Raw genomic sequence first — 17,289 nt, forward strand, 5'->3', positions numbered from 1 at the left:
CGCGGCGATCCCGGGACCCACTTCCGCGCGTGTGCGCCGGTGCCACGACGCGCGTCACGCGACGTGGCGCGTCGCGCCCTGTAACCTGCGGTGCATGGTCGATCAGTCCACCCAGTCCATCGTGATCGAAGCTCCCGCCGCGGAGATCATGGCGGTGATCTCCGATTTCGCCGCGTACCCCGAATGGGCGGCGGCGGTCAAGGAAACCGAGGTGCTGTCGACCACCACGGGCGGGCGCGCCGAGAAGGTCCGGTTCGTGCTGGACGCCGGTGTGGTCAAGGACACCTACGTCAACGTCTACGACTGGGCCGAAGACGGGTTATCGGTGAGCTGGACCCTCTCCGAGGGGCAGGTGCAGAAGGCGCAGCGCGGCAGCTACCGGCTGGACCCGCAGGGCGACTCCCGCACCGAGGTGACCTACAGCCTTGCCGTGGACCTGGCGATCCCGATGATCGGCATGTTCAAGCGCAAGGCGGAGAAGATGATCATGGACACGGCGCTGAAGGAGCTCAAGCGCCGCGTCGAGACCTCCCGCTGACGCACCGGAAGACGGCCCTTTGCGCATCCTGTTGTTCACCGGAAAGGGCGGCGTGGGCAAGACCACGCTGGCCGCCGCGACCGCGGCACGCCTCGCCGCGCGCGGCGAGCGGGTGCTGGCCGTGTCCACCGACCCGGCGCACTCGCTGGCCGACGCGCTCGGCGTGCCGCTGGGCCCGGAACCCCGCGAGATCCCGCTGGGCATGCACGCCGCCGAGGTGCAGACCCGCGGCCTGGTCGACAAGAACTGGGCCGAGCTGAGGGAGCACCTGCGCACCATGCTGCTGGCGGCGGGCATCGCCGAGCTGGAGGCGGAGGAGCTGACGCTGCTGCCCGGCGTCGAGGACCTCCTCGCGCTCGCCGAGGTGCACCGGCTCGCAGCCAGCGGGCTCTGGGACGCCGTCATCGTCGACTGTGGACCGACCGCCGAGACGCTGCGGCTGCTGGCGCTGCCGGAGTCGGTGTCCGGCTACCTGGAGCGACTGTTCCCCGCGCACCGCAGGGTCGTGCGCGGCATGCTTGCCGGCATGGCGGGCAGCGAGAACGTCCAGCGCTGGGACGCCGCCGCAGAAGCCCTGAGCAGGCTGGCCGAACGCCTCACCGCGCTGCGGGAGATGCTGGCCGACCCCGGCACGGGCGTGCGGCTGGTGCTGACGCCGGAGAGCGTGGTGGCCGCCGAGACCCGCCGGACGCTGACCGCGCTGGCGTTGCAGCGGATCCGCGTGGACGGGCTGGTCGCCAACCGCCTGGTGCCGAACCCCGGCGCGGCGCGCGGCGAGGCCGCGAACTGGATGCGGACCCGCAGGCGCGAGCAGGAAGCCGTGCTCGACTCGGTGCGCGCGGCCACCGACGTGCCGCTGCGCACGGTCGAGCACCGCGCGGCCGAGCCGGTCGGCGTCGAGGCGCTGCGGGAGCTCGCCGACGAGCTCTACGGCGGCAGCGACCCGCTGGCGGCCGGCGAGGACATCCCCGACATGCAGGTCACCGGCGGCGGGCGCGCGCTGGACTCCGAGTACTCCCTGCGGATCGCGTTGCCGCTGCACGAGGACGCCGAGCTCGACCTCGCGCGCATCGCCGACGAGATAGCCGTGACCGTCGACGGCAGGCGCAGGCTGATCGCGCTGCCCGCCGTCCTGCGCCGCTGCGTGGTCACCTCCGCGGTCGCCGGGGACGACGGGCTGACGATCGGCTTCCGGCCCGATCCGGACCAGTGGATGCGGTGAGCGAGATGGCAGAGGAACCAGGACGTGACCAGGTCGCCGAGGAGCTGCGCCTGCTGCTGGACGGTCTCGCGGTGCGCGCGGAGGACTACCTGCGCGGTGTGGGCGAGAGCGGTGTGCCCTGCGAGGGCGGCTGCGGCTGGTGCCCGGTGTGCGCGGTGGTCGCCATCGCCCGCGGGGAGCGCCCGGAGCTGACCGCGAAGCTTGCGGACCTGGTGCACGCGCTGCGCGAGGCGCTGGCCGAGCACTCCGGCCACCCCTCGCCGGGACCCGCGACGGAGGCCGCGACCGGCACCGCGCCGGAGCCCGGCGGCGAGCCGGAGGCGGCGGCCACGAAGGTGCAGCGGATCGACGTCCGGCGCGTCGGAGGGCGCGTCTTCAGCGAGAACGGGGCCGGATCAGGTTGCTGACCGTTGGCGTTGACGTCGGTGGTACCAGCGTCCGGGCCAGCGTGGTCGACCCGCGGGGCGCGGTGCTCGACACGCTGCGCGTGCCGACCCCGGACACCGGCGAGGAACTGGACTCGGCGATCGCGGACGTGGTGCGCGGTCTGGCGCTGAGGCACCCGGTCGCGGCCGTGGGACTGGCGGTGGCCGGCTTCGTGAGCGAGGACCGCCGCGTCGTGCGCTTCGCCCCGCACCTGGCCTGGCGCCACGTCGCCGTCGCCGACCGGATCGCCGCGCGGGTCGAGCTGCCGGTGGTGCTGGAGCACGACGCCAACGCCGCGGCCATCGCCGAGCAGCGCTTCGGCGCGGCGGCCGGTGCGCGGGTCGCCGCGCTGGTCGCGCTCGGCACCGGCATCGGAGGGGCGCTGGTGATCGACGGCGAGGTCTTCCGCGGCGCCTACGGTGTGGCGCCCGAGCTGGGCCACCTGCGGCTGGTCCCGGACGGGCGGCCGTGCCCGTGCGGCAAGCGCGGCTGCTGGGAGCGCTACTGCAGCGGTACCGCGCTGGTCAGCACGGTGCGGGAGTTGCAGGAACGGGGCGACGGCACGGCCGGTCCGCTGCTGGACGAGAGCACCCCGCTGACGGGGGTGCGGGTCGCGCGCGCGGCCGAGGAGGGCGACCCGCTCGCGCGTCGCGCGATGCGGGAGCTGGCGCGGTGGCTCGGCGAGGGACTGGCGCTGGTCGCCGACGTCTACGACCCGGAGGTCGTGGTCATCGCGGGCGGGGTGTCCGGGTCGGCGCACCTGTTCCTGGGCGAGGCGCGCAAGCACTACGCGAAGGCGCTCACCGGCGCGGGGCACCGCCCGCTGGCGCGGATCGCGGTGGCCAAGCGCGGCGACGACGCGGGCATGGTCGGGGCGGCGACCCTCGCCCGCGAGCACGTCGTCGCCCACCAGGTCACCGGCCGCTGACCAGCCCGGTTCCGGCTCCATCCGAACTCACCTTGTTGGCGGTGTCGGTGGCGGAACCTCAGGCGCCGTCTGGCTCAGGGATCTTTTTCCGACGCATCACCCATACGCTGCGAAAAAGCTGTCCTCGCCAGAGAACGCCTGAGAACCCGCGGCGGTGCCGGTCGCGAGAGCGGCCCAAGCGGTTGCGCCGCTTCGGAGGTCGAAAACGGGCTCTCAGAGGCGGGCGCCGTCGTCGCCGGAAGTCGGCGGTCCCTGCCGCATCCGCAGCAGCAGCCAGATGATGCCTGCGCTGACCGCGATCAGGCCGATCGGCAGCGCCGAGGAGCTGCCGATGCCCGCCAGCGCCGGTACCAGCAGCAGGAGCAGTCCGATCGCGATCACGACGATCCCGCCGAGCGTGGACGGCCGCGGGGTGGGCAGCGGCGGCGGTTCCGGCGGTTCGTAATGCCCCTCGTCCTCGGGCTCGGCCGACGGTGCCCAGTCCCGCGGACCCTGCGCGGTGTCGTCGGAGGTGTCGTCCGGGGCGGACGCGGGTTCCTCGCGGGTGGCCTTCTCGGCGGCTTGGCCGCTGTCGTCGCCGGAGTCCGGCCACTTGACCACCCCGCCCTCGCGTTCGAGGCCGGCGACGATCTCCGCGAAGGCGGCGTCGATGTCGTCGGGTCCATCGGACCTGTCGTGCCGGGTGTTCATGCAGCTACCTCGGAGCGCTCGCGATGGATCCGGTGGACGAACCCGACGCTACCGGGCGGCACCGTCGACGCGTCGTGATCCGATGCCTTCACGTGCGAGGACGCATGTCCGCCTGCCGGTGTCCGGAAGGCGGACTCCGAGTCCGGACGCGACAGGAGAAATCGCACACCGCCGGCCTGACGCGATCCCTGCACCTGCCCCGGGTCGCCGCCGACCCCCTGGCAGCGCGGCACTCCGTTGTCCCTCGAACCCTCGACCAGCGGTTCGCCCCCGCGAAGTACGGGCACCCCAGCCTCCCAACCGCATCCGCATGCCGTACCGACTCATCGTCGCACGCGACGCGGCGGTGTGGGACGGTCTGCGGCGGCCCGCATTGTGCGGGGAGTTCCGGCTCCGTAGGCTGAGCGGGGGGACTCGGCCGCCCAGGACCGCCGTGCCCGGATCCGTCAGTGCTGACCGGACCGCGCGGACGACCGGGCTCGGCCAGGCTGAAGACAACTTCTCAGGGAGGCAGCGGCGCAGTGCTGTACTGGGTGATGAAGCACATCTTGCTCGGCCCTCTCATGAAGCTGTTCTGCCGACCGAAGATCGAGGGCGTCGAGAACGTGCCGTCGACCGGCGGGGCGATCCTGGTGAGCAACCACCTCGCGGTCGCCGACTCGTTCTACATGCCGCTGATGATGCCGCGCCGGGTCACGTTCCTGGCCAAACGCGAGTACTTCACCGGCAAGGGCGTCAAGGGCAAGCTCAAGAAGTACTTCTTCTCCGGCGTCGGGCAGGTCCCGATCGACCGCTCCAGCGGCGCAGCGGCGCAGGCCGCGCTGGACACCGGTGTCCGGCTGCTCGGCGAGGGCAAGCTGCTCGGCGTCTACCCCGAGGGCACCCGCTCGCCCGACGGCCGCCTCTACAAGGGCAAGACCGGCGTGGCGCGGATGGCGCTGGAGGCCGGTGTCCCGGTGGTCCCGATCGCCATGTTCGGCACCGACAAGGTCAACCCCATCGGGTCGAAGATGTGGCGTCCGTACAAGGTCCGGATCGTGGTCGGCGAACCGCTGGACTTCTCCCGCTACGAGGGTCTGGCGGGCGACCGGTTCGTCGAGCGCTCGATCACCGACGAGATCATGTACGCGCTGATGGAGCTCTCCGGGCAGGAGTACGTCGACATCTACGCCGCCAAGGCCAAGGACGACCTGGCGGCCCAGGGCAAGCACGTCGCGGGCTGGAAGTCCACGACCGCTCCCGCCCGCGAGCGCGACCGGGTGCCCGAGAGCAAGGCGGGCTGACGGGGGTCGGCGCGGGCGCCCCGGCGGAGCCTAGGCTTTGCCGGTGAGGTTTTTCTACGACTGCGAGTTCATCGAGGACGGGCACACCATCGAGCTGGTGTCGATCGGGATGGTGGACGAGTCCGGCCGCGAGTTCTACGCGGTGTCCACGGAGTTCGACGCGAGCCGCGCGGGGCAGTGGGTTCGCCAGAACGTGCTCCCGCAGCTCCCGCCCGCCACCGACCCGGCCTGGCGGTCGCGGGCGCGGATCCGCGAGGACCTGTACTCCTTCCTCACCGCCCGCGGCGCCGACATCGAGCTGTGGGCCTGGTACGCCGCCTACGACCACGTCGCGCTGGCCCAGCTGTGGGGCGCGATGCCCGCGCTGCCGTCGCGGATCCCGAAGTTCACCCGCGACCTGCGGCAGCGCTGGGAAGACGTGGGCAAGCCCAAGCTGCCCGCCGCACCGGAGAACGCCCACGACGCGCTGGCCGACGCCAGGCACAACCTCGAGCGCTGGAAGGTGATCGAGGAGGTGCAGCGCCGCCGCGGATACCCGCTGTGACCGCACCCCTACTTGCTGCACCGATCCAGTTCGTGAAACGCTCGCACCGGCGGGGAGACGTAAATCACCCGAGCGAGCGGGTTCGAACGAGGAGGCGGCGAGCACATGCCGACTGGAATGCGTGTCGGAGTTCTGACCGGCGGAGGTGACTGCCCGGGGCTGAACGCGGTCCTGCGCGCGGTGACCCGCAAGGGGATCTCGGTCTACGAGCACGAGATCCTCGGGTTCCGCAGCGGATGGCTGGGGCCGATCGAAGGGCTGACGATGCCGCTGGGGCTGGACCGGGTCGAGGAGATCCTGAACCGCGGAGGCACCATCCTCGGTTCGTCCCGCACCAACCCCTACAAGACCGACGACGGCGTCACCCGGATCAAGGCCACCATGCAGGAGCACGGGGTCGACGCGCTCGTCGCCATCGGCGGCGAGGACACCCTCGGCGTCGCCGACCGGCTCACCCACGACGGGGTGCCGGTGGTCGGGGTGCCCAAGACCATCGACAACGACCTCGGCGCCACCGACTACACCTTCGGGTTCGACACCGCCGTGCACATCGCCACCGAGGCGATCGACCGGCTGCGCACGACCGCCGAGTCCCACCACCGCGCCCTGGTGGTGGAGGTGATGGGACGGCACGCGGGCTGGATCGCGCTGCACTCGGGCCTGGCAGGCGGCGCGAACGTGATCCTCGGGCCGGAGAAGCGGTTCAGCGTCGAGCGGGTGTGCGAGTGGGTCGAGCGCCGGTTCGAGCGGCAGTACGCGCCGATCATCGTCGTCGCCGAGGGCGCCGTCCCGGAGGGCGGTGGCGAGGTGCTGCTGACGGGTGAGAAGGACGCTTTCGGGCACGTGCGCCTGGGCGGGGTCGGCACCTGGCTCGCCGAGGAGATCGCCCAGCGCACCGGCAAGGAGTCCAGGGCCGTGGTCCTCGGGCACACGCAGCGCGGCGGCACCCCGACGGCCTACGACAGGGTGCTGGCGACCCGCTTCGGCCTGCACGCGATCGACGCGGTCAGCGACGGCGACTACGGCAAGATGGTCGCGCTGCGCGGCACCGACATCGTCCGCGTGCCGCTGAGCGAGGCCACCGCGGAGCTCAAGACCGTGCCGCTGGAGCGCTACACCGAGGCCGAGGTCCTGTTCGGATGATCCGCGCCGGGCGGCGGTGCGCCGGACCGCGCCGCCGCCCGCGATCCCGGCTCCGCTGGTGATCCACCGGCTATAGTCGGACCCGGCCATCCCCCGTCGGGGTGGTCCGATGGGGGACGGAGTCAGCGGTGGCCAGGACCAAGCGCGCTCGCCGGTCCGGCACCGGGGGCCTCTCGCGGCTGAACCGGCTCAAGCCGATCGCCCAGGCCGCTCTCCTGCTCGCGGTACCGACCGCCGCGCTGATCTCCGTCGGCGTCCCGGTGAACGTCACCCTCTACGGCATCCCGCTGCTGGTCGCGTTCCCGTTGACCGTTCTGCACGTCGCCTCGGTCGAACTCGCCGTCTTCCGGCCCTGGGCGGCGGTCGTCGCCTCGGTGGTCGGCGCTTTCCTGCTGGCGGTGGCCGGGAGCGACGACGTGGGTGCCGCGTGGCCGTACTCGGTGACCGCGCTGCTCACCCAGATCCTGCTGGTCTTCGTGCTCGCCCTCCGCGCCGACTGGCCTGCCGGCCTGTGCGCCTGGCTGGGCGGTGTCGCGGTGGCGGCGGCAGCGGCGGCGCTGGTGCCGCGCACGCCGGCCGGGGTCACCGCCAACATCGCGGTGCTGGCCTCGGTCTCCGGCGGGCTGCTCGTGCTCGGCCTGGTCGTGCAGCAGTGGCAGGCGATCCGGGCCCAACTGCTGCGGGAGCGCGAGGTGAGCGCGGAGGAGCACGCCAGGCGGGTGCTCGTCGAGGAGAAGACCCGCATCGCGCGGGAGCTGCACGACGTGATCGCGCACAGCATGTCGATCATCAACGTGCAGGCGAGCACCGCGCGGTACCGGTATCCGGGGATGGACGGGGAACTGGTCGGGGAGTTCGAGTCGATGGCGGCCTCCTCGCGCCAGGCGCTGACCGAGATGCGCGGCCTGCTCGGCGTCCTCCGCGACGAGGAAGCCGCCGGAGAACTGGCCCCGCAGCCGGGGCTCTCGCGCATCCCGGAGCTCGTCGAGGGCGCCCGGCGAGCGGGGATGCGCATCGACGCCCACGGCGTCGAGGTCCTCGGCGACCAGGCGGTCAGCGACATCGCGGGCGTCGCGGCGTTCCGGATCGTGCAGGAGGCGCTGAGCAACGCGACCCGGCACGCGCCCGGGACGCGCGCGGAGCTGCGGTTCGGCCACGCGGACGGGCAGCTGACCATCTCGGTGCGCAACGAAGCGCCCGCCCGCGGCAGCGCTGCTCCCGCATCCGGAGGCGGGCACGGCCTGGTCGGGATGCGGGAGCGAGCGGCGCTGCTGGGCGGCTCGGTGCGCACCGGGCCGACCGGCGACGGCGGTTTCGAGGTGCACGCCGTCCTCCCGATGGGAACCGGCGACGACAGCGCGAAGGAGCGGCGTCAGCGGTGACGATCAAGGTGCTGGTGGTCGACGACCAGGCCATGGTGCGCGCGGGGTTCGCCGCGCTGCTGGCGGCCCAGCCGGACATGGAGGTCGTGGGGGAGGCCGACGACGGCGAGCGCGGCGTCGCGCTCTCGCACGAGCACGGTCCGGACGTCGTGCTGATGGACGTGCGCATGCCGGTGCTCAACGGCATCGAGGCGACCCGCAGGCTGCTGGACCCGCCCGCGCACATCACCCACGTCCCGCGCGTGCTGATGCTGACGACCTTCGACATCGACGACTACGTCTACGAGGCCCTGCGAGCGGGCGCCAGCGGGTTCCTGCTCAAGGACGCGCTGCCCGCGGACCTGATCGCGGGGGTGCGCGTCGTCGCGGGCGGTCAGGCGCTGCTGGCCCCCACCGTCACCCGGCGGCTCATCGAGCACTTCTCCCGCACGGCCGCACCGCCGATCACCAACCCGCCGCGCCTGGACGTGCTCACCGACCGGGAACGCGAGGTCCTGGTGCACGTGGCCCGGGGCCTGTCCAACACCGAGATCGCCGACGCCCTGTTCATCGCCGAGCAGACGGTGAAGAGCCACGTCAGCCGCATCCTCGGCAAGCTCGGGGTGCGCGACCGGGTGCAGGCCGTCGTCGTGGCCTACGAGACCGGACTGGTGTCCTCGGGCAGATCGTCCTGACCGCGCGGCCTGCGCTGCCGCATGGCTCCGCGGGATGAGCCCGCGGCGACACCCCCTACCCCGGTACTGCCTCGCGAAGCGCTCGCGCGACGGACGCGGCAACCGCTTTCCGCGCAATACGCTTTCCCCGTGCCCGAAAAGCGATCGGGCGCATTCATCCTGGGGAAAGCGGGTCTTTCGTGCGCAGTTCATCCGCGCCTTCTTCCGGCGCGCACAAATCGCTCCCGGCGAATTGCGTTTCGCGGCGGGATCCGGTGCTCGACCTGGTCAGAGCGAGTTGCCTGGTCGTCGTTGTGGTGTTGCACGCGCTGATGGCCGGAATCACGGTCGACGCCGGTGGAATTCACATCGTCAACGCCATGGACGAAGCCGAGTGGTTCGTCCCGGCGAGCTGGTTCGTCCAGGTGATGCCGCTGTTCTTCATCGTCGGCGGATTCGCCGGAATAACGCAGTGGCGGCGGATGCGGGACCAGGGTCGGAGCGCTTTCGAATTCGTGCGGGGCAGGTTGGAGCGGCTCGCGCGACCCGCGCTGCTGGCCTTCGCGGTCGTCGGCGCCGGTCTGGCGGTGGCCGGGCTGGCGGGCGCGCCGGCCGACCTGCTCGCTCAGGTCGGCTACCGGATGGGCCAGCCGATGTGGTTCCTCGGCGTCTACCTGGGCGTCTCGGCGCTGGTCCCGGTCCTGGTGCGGGCGCACGAGAACGCGCCGCTGCGGACCCTGGGCGGACTGCTCGCGCTCGTGCTCGCGGTGGACGTGCTCGCGTCGGCCGCCCCGGCCGCCGGGTTCGCCAACCTCGCCTTCGTCTGGCTCACCGTCCAACAGATCGGCTTCTGCTACGCCGACGGCTGGTTCCGCGACCGCGCGTGGTCGGCGGGAGGAGCGGCCGGCGCGTTGGCGCTGCTGCTCGTGATCACCGCGGGCGGCCTCTACTCGGCGAACATGTACACCAACCTCAACCCGCCGACGGTCTGCCTGGTGCTGCTCGGCGTCGCCCAGATCTGCCTGGTCGCCCTCGCCGCGCCGCGGCTGCGCCGCTGGCTGGAACGGCCCCGGCCGCGGGAGTGCGCGGACGCCATGGGCAGGTGCTCGCTGACCGTCTACCTCTGGCACATGCCCGCGCTGGTGCTGCTGGCCGCCGTGCTGCTGGTGGCGCGGGCGCCGTGGCCGGAGGTGTTCAGCGCCGGGTGGTGGCTCACCCGGCTGCCCTGGATCGCGGGCATCGCGCTGATCGTCCGCGCGGTGGCGGCCGTGGTGGGCGGCGTCGAGCGCCGGGCCGCCGGTGCCGGTGCGCCGTCAGCCGGGGCAGCGGCGCTCGGCGTTCTGACCGCGATCACCGGCGTCGTGGTGGTCCTGGTCGCGGGCTTCACCGCGGTGTCGGCCGCGGTCGGCGCCGCGCTGCTGGCCGCGTCGCTCGGACTCGTGCGGCCGCGCCCCGACGCCCTGCCGGCGAGGCGGAGTTTCGCGCTCGCCACGCGGTCGGCGTGAACCCCGGTCATCCGGTCGTGAGAGCGGTCCCGTTCACGACCGGGTGGCCGTCGACCCGCCTCCGCACTGGTTCGTTCAAGAACAACTGCCGTCCCGCATGCCGGGACGTCGGTCCGGTTGAAAACCGCTGGCGTCCAGCGCCTACCCTGGAGCCTGTGAACTGGACCGTTGACGTACCGGTTGATGAGCTTCCCGAACTGCCGCCGCTGCCGCCGGAGCTGCGCTCGCAGCTCGACGAGGCGCTCGCCCGGCCCGCCGCGCAGCAGCCCCAGTGGCCCGACGCGGCGCAGGCGGCCAGCGTCCGCAAGGTGCTGGAGAGCGTTCCGCCGGTGACCGTGCCGTCGGAGGTGGACCGGCTCCGCAGGCAGCTCGCCGCCGTGGCCCAGGGGCAGGCGTTCATGCTGCAGGGCGGGGACTGCGCGGAGACCTTCGCCGACAACACCGAGCCGCACATCAGGGGCAACATCCGCACGCTGCTGCAGATGGCGGTGGTGCTCACCTACGGCGCGAGCATGCCGGTGGTCAAGGTCGGCCGGATAGCGGGCCAGTACGCCAAGCCGCGGTCGAGCAACACCGACGCCCTCGGCCTGCCGTCCTACCGCGGCGACATGGTCAACTCGCTGGTCGCCACCGAGGAAGCGCGCAGGCACGACCCGTCGCGGCTGATCCGCGCCTACGCCAACGCCTCCGCCGCGATGAACCTCTCGCGGGCGATGACCGGCGCCGGGATGGCGGGGCTCACCAAGGTCCACGACTGGAACAAGGACTTCGTGCTCAACTCGCCCGCGGGCGAGCGCTACGAGTCCGTCGCGGCCGAGATCGACCGCGGGCTGCGCTTCATGAGCGCCTGCGGCGTCGACGACTCCAGCCTGCACTCGGTGGACTTCTACGCCAGCCACGAGGCGCTGGTGCTGGACTACGAGCGCGCGATGCTGCGGCTGGACAACAGCAGGCCGCAGCCGCGGCTCTACGACCTGTCCGGGCACTTCCTGTGGGTCGGTGAGCGGACCCGCCAGCTCGACGGCGCCCACATCGCCTTCGCCGAGCTGATCTCCAACCCGATCGGGCTCAAGATCGGCCCGACGACGACGCCGGAGATGGCCGTCGAGTACGTCGAGCGCCTCGACCCGAACAACGAGCCGGGCCGCCTGACCCTGGTCAGCCGGATGGGCAACGGCAAGGTGCGCGACGTGCTGCCCGCCATCGTGGAGAAGGTCACCGCATCGGGGCACCAGGTGATCTGGCAGTGCGACCCGATGCACGGCAACACCCACGAGGCCAGCACCGGCTACAAGACCCGCCACTTCGACCGCGTCGTCGACGAGGTGCAGGGCTTCTTCGAGGTGCACCACCGGCTCGGCACCCACCCCGGCGGCATCCACATCGAGCTGACCGGTGAGGACGTCACCGAGTGCCTGGGCGGCGCTCAGGACATCTCCGACACCGACCTGGCCGGCCGCTACGAGACGGCCTGCGACCCGCGCCTGAACACCCAGCAGTCGCTGGAGCTGGCGTTCCTCGTCGCGGAGATGCTGCGCACCTGAGCATCGGCAACGCGGAAGGCCCGGGGCACCAGCGGCCCCGGGCCTTTCTCTTGCGCGGAGGAGTCTGTCCTCTTCGGACGGATCCGGCGCGTCGAGGTCGAGCGCCTCGCTACCGCGGCAGGTGTTGCTCCACCTGCGTCGCCCGCCGGAAGAGGGGACTGAACCCCAGCGGGTCGAAGCGCACCAGGGACAGCGCCCCGAGGAAGGCCGCGCAGATGCCGACCGCCACCAGCGGCCAGTTGTACATCGCCTGCTCGCCGTCGGGGGAGTAGGCGAGCACCAGGGCGACAGACGCGCCGACGACGTACGACAGCGCGCGCGGACTCCACGGCAGAGCGCAGGCCAGCGCCATGCCCCACGTCAGGTACCAGGGCAGCACCACCGGCGAGAGCAGCGCACCGGCGAAGAGCACGATCGCCGCCCGGCGCACGGCCTCAGTGCCGCCGTCGCGGGCCTGCCACCACTGCCAGACCAGGATGCCCGCGAGCACCACCGAACCGAGCGAGCGGCCCGCGGAGACGAACGCGCCGTAGTCGGCGTCGAAGAACAGCGAAGCGATGCCGAACGCCGCCTGCCCGAGCGCGGTCGGGGTCGACAGGTAGTTCACGATCATCCCGGGCGCCGACAGCGCGGGCAGCCAGCCGAAACCGACCTTCGCCAGCGCCATGCACGCGCCGAAGACCACCGCGAACAGCGCCAGCGCGGGCACCACCGCGCGCGCGAAGCGCTGCCAGCGCGGGCCGGCCAGGTGCGACGCCCACACCCACACCAGGAACGGGAGCGCGAGCCCGGCGGTCGCCTTGATCGCCATCGCCATGGTCGCCAGCGCCAGCCCGCCCGCGTGCTTGCCGTCGAGGATCAGCAGCGTGCCGACCGCGAGCAGGCCGATCATCAGCATGTCGTTGTGCGGTCCACCGACCAGGTGAACGACGGTCATCGGGCTGGCCGCGGCCAGCCACAGCGCGACCGGCAATCGCCCCCCCAGGTGACGAACCAGACCCGGAAGTGCGAAGATCAACATGCCCAGCCCGCACAGCAGCACCAGCCGCATCACGATGACACTGGAGATCATGCCGTCCCCGGCCACCAGGATCACGCCCTTGGCCACGCCCATGAAGAGCGGGCCGTACGGCGCGGGTGTCGTCTGCCACGTCGGGTGCACGTTGTCCGGGATCGGCCCCGTCAGCGCCGACGGTCCGACGGCGTAGGGATCGATTCCGTGCAGTGCGAGCAGGCCCTGACCCAGGTAGCTGTAGACGTCGCGGGTGAACAGCGGCGGTGCGGCCAACATCGGCGCCAGCCACGCCGCGGTGGCCAGCAGGACACCGCGGGAGTCGACCAGCCTGGCCAGCACGCCGCGTCCCAGCCGCACCCACGCCCACACCAGGAGGCCGAAGCCGAGGTAGACCACCGCGGTCGCCAGGTCCTTGCCGTGGCCGTAGCGCATGGCCGACAGCGGACCCGACCCCAGGATCGGGTCGTGCACCAGCACACCGGCGGCGCCGAACGAGCCGGCCAGCAGCAGGACTGAACCGATCGCACCCAGTGCGATCGTGCGCAACGGCAGCGGACCGCGCAGGCCGCGGCCGCCGTTGTCGATGACGTCGGCGGCGACGAGTTCGGTCCAGCCGGACCAACGCTGCTGCGCCGACGAGGTGGAAACACTCGGAGGCATCGTGCGGTTAATACTTCCACAACGCCCTGGCGTTAGCGGCGGGTTTCCCCCGTCATGTCGGCGATGACGGCCGAAAACCTCCGCCGGAGCGGAGGTTTTCGCAGGTAGCAGTGGTTTTTCCGACTGTGGCGCGGCAGCGGGCCGGTGCCGCGACGAGGTCGACATCACTTCCGAGGGGTGTCAGCGGCGCGGTCAGCGAAGCCGCCGCCGCGCCGCTGACACCGTCAGAAAGCGCTCACCTGGACCGAAGTGCCCGGCTCGACGCGCTTCCCGGCGAACGGGAGCTGGCCGAAGATCACCGCGTCCGGTCGCTGCCACCACTGGTGCACCTCCAGGTTCAGCCCCAGCCGCGCGGCTTCGGCCTTGGCCTGGTCCACGGTGAACTGGCTGAAGTCCGGCACCGTGACGGCGTTGGACAGCACCACCCCGACCCTGGGCGTGCCGGTCAGCAGCACCTCGGTGCCGATGGCCGGATCGGTGCCGATCACGTGGTCGGCCTCCACGTCGGCGTCGAACCGCCGGGCCGCCTCGTAGGGCTCGAAACCGGCGTTGCGCAGCGTGGCGAAGGCGTTGTCCCTGGTCATCCCGCGCACGTCGGGCACGTCCACCGGTTGCGGGCCCTTGCTCACGATCAGCGTGACCGGGGAGCTGATGTCCAGCGCCGTCCCCGGTCCCGGCTGCACGCCGATGACCTGGCCCTCCGGCACGCTCGGGTGGTAGCGGTTGACCGACTCGTTGAGCTCCGGCCGCAGCTTGGCGTCGAGCAGCGCGCTCTTGGCCTCCTCGACCGTCGCGCCCTCGGCGATCGACGGCACCTTCGGACGGCCCAGCGACACGACGAGCTGGACCTCCTTGCCGGTGACGGTCTTGGTGCCCTCCTTGGGCGTGGAGCTGATGACGGTGCCCTCGGGAACGGTGTTGTGGTGCTCGCGGACCACCGACACCGACAGCTCGGCCTGGGAGAGCACCTGGTGGGCGACGGCCTCGGGCTGGCCGACCACGCGCGGCACCTCGACGCTCGAACCGGTGCCGAGCCACCACGCGGTGAGCCCGATCAGCGCGGCCAGCACGACCACCGCACCGGCCCACGCGCCGAAGACGCGCGAACCGCGCCGCCGCTCGTCCGCGTGCCGGGTGCGGGCCGACGCGGGTGGCGCAGGCGCCTCGGCGCGGACCGCGGCCATCTCCTGGGTCTCGTCGGCGTCAGGGCCCGGGCGCTGCAACGCGCGGGTGCCCTGCGGGCCGCTGGTCGCGCCGGGCGCCGCCGGGACGGCCGGGAACTGGTCGGTCGGCGGGCCGTTGTCCACGGCGACCCGCGCCGTCTTCTCCTCGCTGGCCGGCACGGGCACGCCCACCAGCTCGATGCCCAGGTTCGCCCGCACCTGCCGCACCTCGCTGAGGAACGACGCGGCGTCGGCGGGCCGCACCGCGGGATCGCGGCGGGTCGCGCGCAGCACCAGGTCGTCGATGGCGGGCGGCAGCTCCGGCACCCGCTCGCTCGGCGCCGGGACGTCGTCGTTGACGTGCCGGTAGGCCACCGAGAGCGCCGTGTCGCCGACGTAGGGCGGCTCGCCGGTCAGCATCTCGTAGAGCACGACACCGGCGGAGTAGATGTCGGTACGGCTGTCGGCCGCGCCGGTGGTGACCTGCTCCGGCGAGAGGTAGGCCACGGTGCCCAGGATCACGCTGCCGCTGGTGGTGCCCGCCGACGCCGCGGCGCGGACCAGCCCGAAGTCGGCGACCTTGACCGAACCGTCCAGTCCGATCAGCACGTTCTCCGGCTTGATGTCGCGGTGCACCATGGCGGCGCGGTGCGCGGCGCCGAGCGCCGAGAGCATCGGCTCCAGCACGCTCAGCGCCATCGGCAGCGACAGCCTGCCCTGGTCGCGCATCAGGTCGCGCAGGGTGCACCCCTCGACGAGCTGCATCACCAGGTAGACCTGGTCACCGTCGATCTCGCGGTCCACGCCCTGGTCGTAGACCGCGACGACGTCGGGGTGGTGCAGCTTCGCCGCGGAGCGGGCCTCCAGCTCGAAGCGGGCGACGAACGAGCGGTCGCCGGAGTACTGCGGGTCCATCACCTTGAGCGCGACCGGCCGGTCGAGGCGGGTGTCCAGGCCGCGGTAGACCGCCGACATGCCGCCCCGGGCGATGAGCGAGTCCACCCGGTAGCGGCGCTCCAGCATGGCCCCGACGAGGTTGGTGCCCCGGCCGGGCCGTGTCGTCTCAGGCGTCATGTCTGGTCCGCCGCCGCTCGACGGGCGGCGCGTGGGGGTCGCCATGTGTCACGTAGCCGATGGTAGGAGAGGACGTGACCCGTCCGGTGCACGGCATCTGCGTCGCCGATGTGGCATCGTGTGGGGTGTGAGTGCGATCCCTGCCGCCCCGGATGTGCTCGCTCCCGATGTGGAGGTGATCCCGCTGCCCGACGTCGCGGAGCGACTCGGCCAGCCGGTGACCCGGGTGCACCAGCTGATTCGTGACGGTCATCTGCTCGCCGTGCGCCGCGATGGCGTGCTCGGCGTGCCGACGGCGTTCCTCGCAGGCGACGCGGTGGTGAAGGGCCTCGGTGGCACCATCACCCTGCTCAAGGACAACGGCTACAACGCCGACGAGATCCTGAGCTGGCTGTTCACCGCCGACGACTCCCTGCCCGGCACCCCGATCGACGCGTTGCGCGGCGATCGCGGCCGCGAGGTCAAGCGCCGCGCCCAGGCGATGGGCTTCTGACCAGCGCCGCGGCGACACCGCCCGGCTGAGCTGAACCGCAGGCGTTCGTACGCCTGCCACTCGACCATGCGCCGGTAAGGCCATCCGCCGGTCCGGTCTTCGTCCTGCCTGTTGAATTCCGTGCCCGGTGGCACGCCTGATGGTGTGGCCGCGCACGGGTGAAAACTGCCGTGGCCGCGAACGCGTTTGCGCAGCGCAACCGCGGATCCGGCACGACCGGAAGTGTGCCCGCACCCGCAGCCGCGGTCGCGCGATCGTGGTTCCGTGTTGCTGCCCCGGTGCACTTCCAGTGGAATTAACCTCGTTTATCCCGTGATTCAAACGTGATGTCACATCCGGCTGTTGGAATGTGTTCTAGGGGTCAGGTCTGGCAATTCGAAGTCCGGCTGGGAGGCATCGGGACGTGCGCCAGTTCGATGCGGCATTCGGCGGTGTGATCCATACTACGCTTTTCATGTTCCCGCTGGCGGTTGTTGTCGCGGTCGTCGCCGTGCTAGTGCGTTGTCGCTGGTTGCGGGTGCAGCACGCGATTCGCATTTCCGTCGTCGACGTGGCTCTGGTCTATTCGACGCTTTTTGTGGTCCATTTGGTGGTAATTCCGCAGCCGGTGGTGGTGGAAAACGCCGTTCGACTGGTACCGGGAACCGATCTCGGGGTGGCGGTGCACGCCGAGCCCGGCGATATCGCACCGTGGCTGCAATTGCTCGGAAATCTGTTGCTGCTGTTGCCGCTGGGCGCGCTGCTGCCGTTGCGGCTGGCCGCGGTCGACTCCTGTGCGAAGGCCGCGCTCGTCGTCCTCGCGACCACCTGCTGCATCGAACTGGTGCAGTACGCGGTGCTGACCGGCCGGGTGGTCTCGGCCGACGACGTCCTGCTCAACACCGCGGGCGGCCTGGCGGGGGCGTTGCTCTCGCGGCGCTGGTGGGCCGACTTCCGGGTCCCGCAGCCGCGGCCGGAGGCCGCGCGGGCACGCGCCGCCGCGCTGCGGCCCCAGTACGCCCGCCCTCACGGCGGCTGACGAGAGTG

At 72.0% G+C, this 17,289-nt stretch carries 16 protein-coding genes; 13 read left to right on the forward strand and 3 right to left on the reverse strand.

What is annotated here, in order from left to right; genetic code table 11:
• Positions 1 to 94 precede the first annotated feature (94 nt).
• The 4 genes from SACE_RS08350 to SACE_RS08365 are packed head-to-tail and all read left to right on the forward strand — an operon-like array spanning position 95 to position 3,114.
• Complete coding sequence (locus SACE_RS08350; RefSeq protein ID WP_009943846.1) at positions 95 to 538, forward strand: SRPBCC family protein; 444 nt, start codon at positions 95 to 97, stop codon at positions 536 to 538.
• Positions 539 to 557: 19 nt separating this feature from the next.
• Positions 558 to 1,760: an ArsA family ATPase gene (locus tag SACE_RS08355; RefSeq protein ID WP_009943845.1), complete on the forward strand. Its 1,203-nt coding sequence runs from the start codon at positions 558 to 560 to the stop codon at positions 1,758 to 1,760.
• Positions 1,761 to 1,765: 5 nt separating this feature from the next.
• Positions 1,766 to 2,167: a hypothetical protein gene (locus tag SACE_RS08360; protein ID WP_011873435.1), complete on the forward strand. Its 402-nt coding sequence runs from the start codon at positions 1,766 to 1,768 to the stop codon at positions 2,165 to 2,167.
• A complete protein-coding gene (locus tag SACE_RS08365) occupies positions 2,161 to 3,114 on the forward strand; it encodes an ROK family glucokinase (protein ID WP_011873436.1) in 954 nt (317 codons plus the stop codon). The genes SACE_RS08360 and SACE_RS08365 overlap by 7 nt, the downstream gene beginning before the upstream one ends.
• A gap of 213 nt (positions 3,115 to 3,327) precedes the next feature.
• Here the strand turns inward: SACE_RS08365 and SACE_RS08370 are convergent, their stop codons facing one another.
• Entirely contained in the window at positions 3,328 to 3,804 is a 477-nt protein-coding gene (locus SACE_RS08370; protein ID WP_009943841.1) for a hypothetical protein, read from the reverse strand.
• 521 nt (positions 3,805 to 4,325) lie between these two features.
• Between SACE_RS08370 and SACE_RS08375 the strand changes: the two genes are divergently transcribed.
• The 7 genes from SACE_RS08375 (at position 4,326) to SACE_RS08405 (ending at position 11,858) form a co-directional block, all read left to right on the forward strand.
• On the forward strand, positions 4,326 to 5,087 hold the full coding sequence (locus tag SACE_RS08375; protein WP_009943840.1) for a lysophospholipid acyltransferase family protein: 762 nt from the start codon (positions 4,326 to 4,328) through the stop codon (positions 5,085 to 5,087).
• 43 nt (positions 5,088 to 5,130) lie between these two features.
• The gene (locus SACE_RS08380; protein WP_009943839.1) at positions 5,131 to 5,631 is read left to right on the forward strand and encodes a polyadenylate-specific 3'-exoribonuclease AS; all 501 of its coding nucleotides are present in this window, start codon (positions 5,131 to 5,133) and stop codon (positions 5,629 to 5,631) included.
• Between the two features lie 117 nt (positions 5,632 to 5,748).
• A complete protein-coding gene (locus SACE_RS08385; protein WP_009943838.1) occupies positions 5,749 to 6,774 on the forward strand; it encodes a 6-phosphofructokinase in 1,026 nt (341 codons plus the stop codon).
• Positions 6,775 to 6,902: 128 nt separating this feature from the next.
• Positions 6,903 to 8,156, forward strand: coding sequence for a sensor histidine kinase (locus SACE_RS08390; RefSeq protein ID WP_009943836.1), 1,254 nt, complete (start codon positions 6,903 to 6,905; stop codon positions 8,154 to 8,156).
• The gene (locus tag SACE_RS08395) at positions 8,153 to 8,830 is read left to right on the forward strand and encodes a response regulator (protein WP_009943835.1); all 678 of its coding nucleotides are present in this window, start codon (positions 8,153 to 8,155) and stop codon (positions 8,828 to 8,830) included. The genes SACE_RS08390 and SACE_RS08395 overlap by 4 nt, the downstream gene beginning before the upstream one ends.
• 254 nt (positions 8,831 to 9,084) lie before the next feature.
• Complete coding sequence (locus SACE_RS08400; RefSeq protein ID WP_021341806.1) at positions 9,085 to 10,314, forward strand: acyltransferase family protein; 1,230 nt, start codon at positions 9,085 to 9,087, stop codon at positions 10,312 to 10,314.
• 155 nt (positions 10,315 to 10,469) lie between these two features.
• Complete coding sequence (locus tag SACE_RS08405; protein ID WP_009943833.1) at positions 10,470 to 11,858, forward strand: class II 3-deoxy-7-phosphoheptulonate synthase; 1,389 nt, start codon at positions 10,470 to 10,472, stop codon at positions 11,856 to 11,858.
• A 109-nt stretch (positions 11,859 to 11,967) separates the two neighbouring features.
• Here the strand turns inward: SACE_RS08405 and mptB are convergent, their stop codons facing one another.
• Both mptB and pknB read right to left on the reverse strand, forming a co-directional pair.
• Positions 11,968 to 13,533, reverse strand: coding sequence for a polyprenol phosphomannose-dependent alpha 1,6 mannosyltransferase MptB (gene mptB / locus SACE_RS08410; RefSeq protein ID WP_009943831.1), 1,566 nt, complete (start codon positions 13,531 to 13,533; stop codon positions 11,968 to 11,970).
• 224 nt (positions 13,534 to 13,757) lie between these two features.
• Complete coding sequence (pknB, locus tag SACE_RS08415; protein WP_009943830.1) at positions 13,758 to 15,770, reverse strand: Stk1 family PASTA domain-containing Ser/Thr kinase; 2,013 nt, start codon at positions 15,768 to 15,770, stop codon at positions 13,758 to 13,760.
• A 127-nt stretch (positions 15,771 to 15,897) separates the two neighbouring features.
• Here pknB and SACE_RS08420 point away from each other — a divergent pair, with 127 nt between their 5' ends.
• Together SACE_RS08420 and SACE_RS08425 are read left to right on the forward strand one after the other, a co-directional pair.
• On the forward strand, positions 15,898 to 16,263 hold the full coding sequence (locus tag SACE_RS08420; protein ID WP_173401304.1) for an Rv2175c family DNA-binding protein: 366 nt from the start codon (positions 15,898 to 15,900) through the stop codon (positions 16,261 to 16,263).
• 403 nt (positions 16,264 to 16,666) lie between these two features.
• Positions 16,667 to 17,281 (forward strand): VanZ family protein, encoded by a 615-nt coding sequence (locus SACE_RS08425; protein ID WP_143538094.1) that lies wholly within the window; start codon positions 16,667 to 16,669, stop codon positions 17,279 to 17,281.
• Positions 17,282 to 17,289: the final 8 nt, after the last annotated feature.

The sequence above is a fragment of the Saccharopolyspora erythraea NRRL 2338 genome (assembly GCF_000062885.1).
In the GTDB taxonomy this organism is placed as follows: domain Bacteria; phylum Actinomycetota; class Actinomycetes; order Mycobacteriales; family Pseudonocardiaceae; genus Saccharopolyspora_D; species Saccharopolyspora_D erythraea.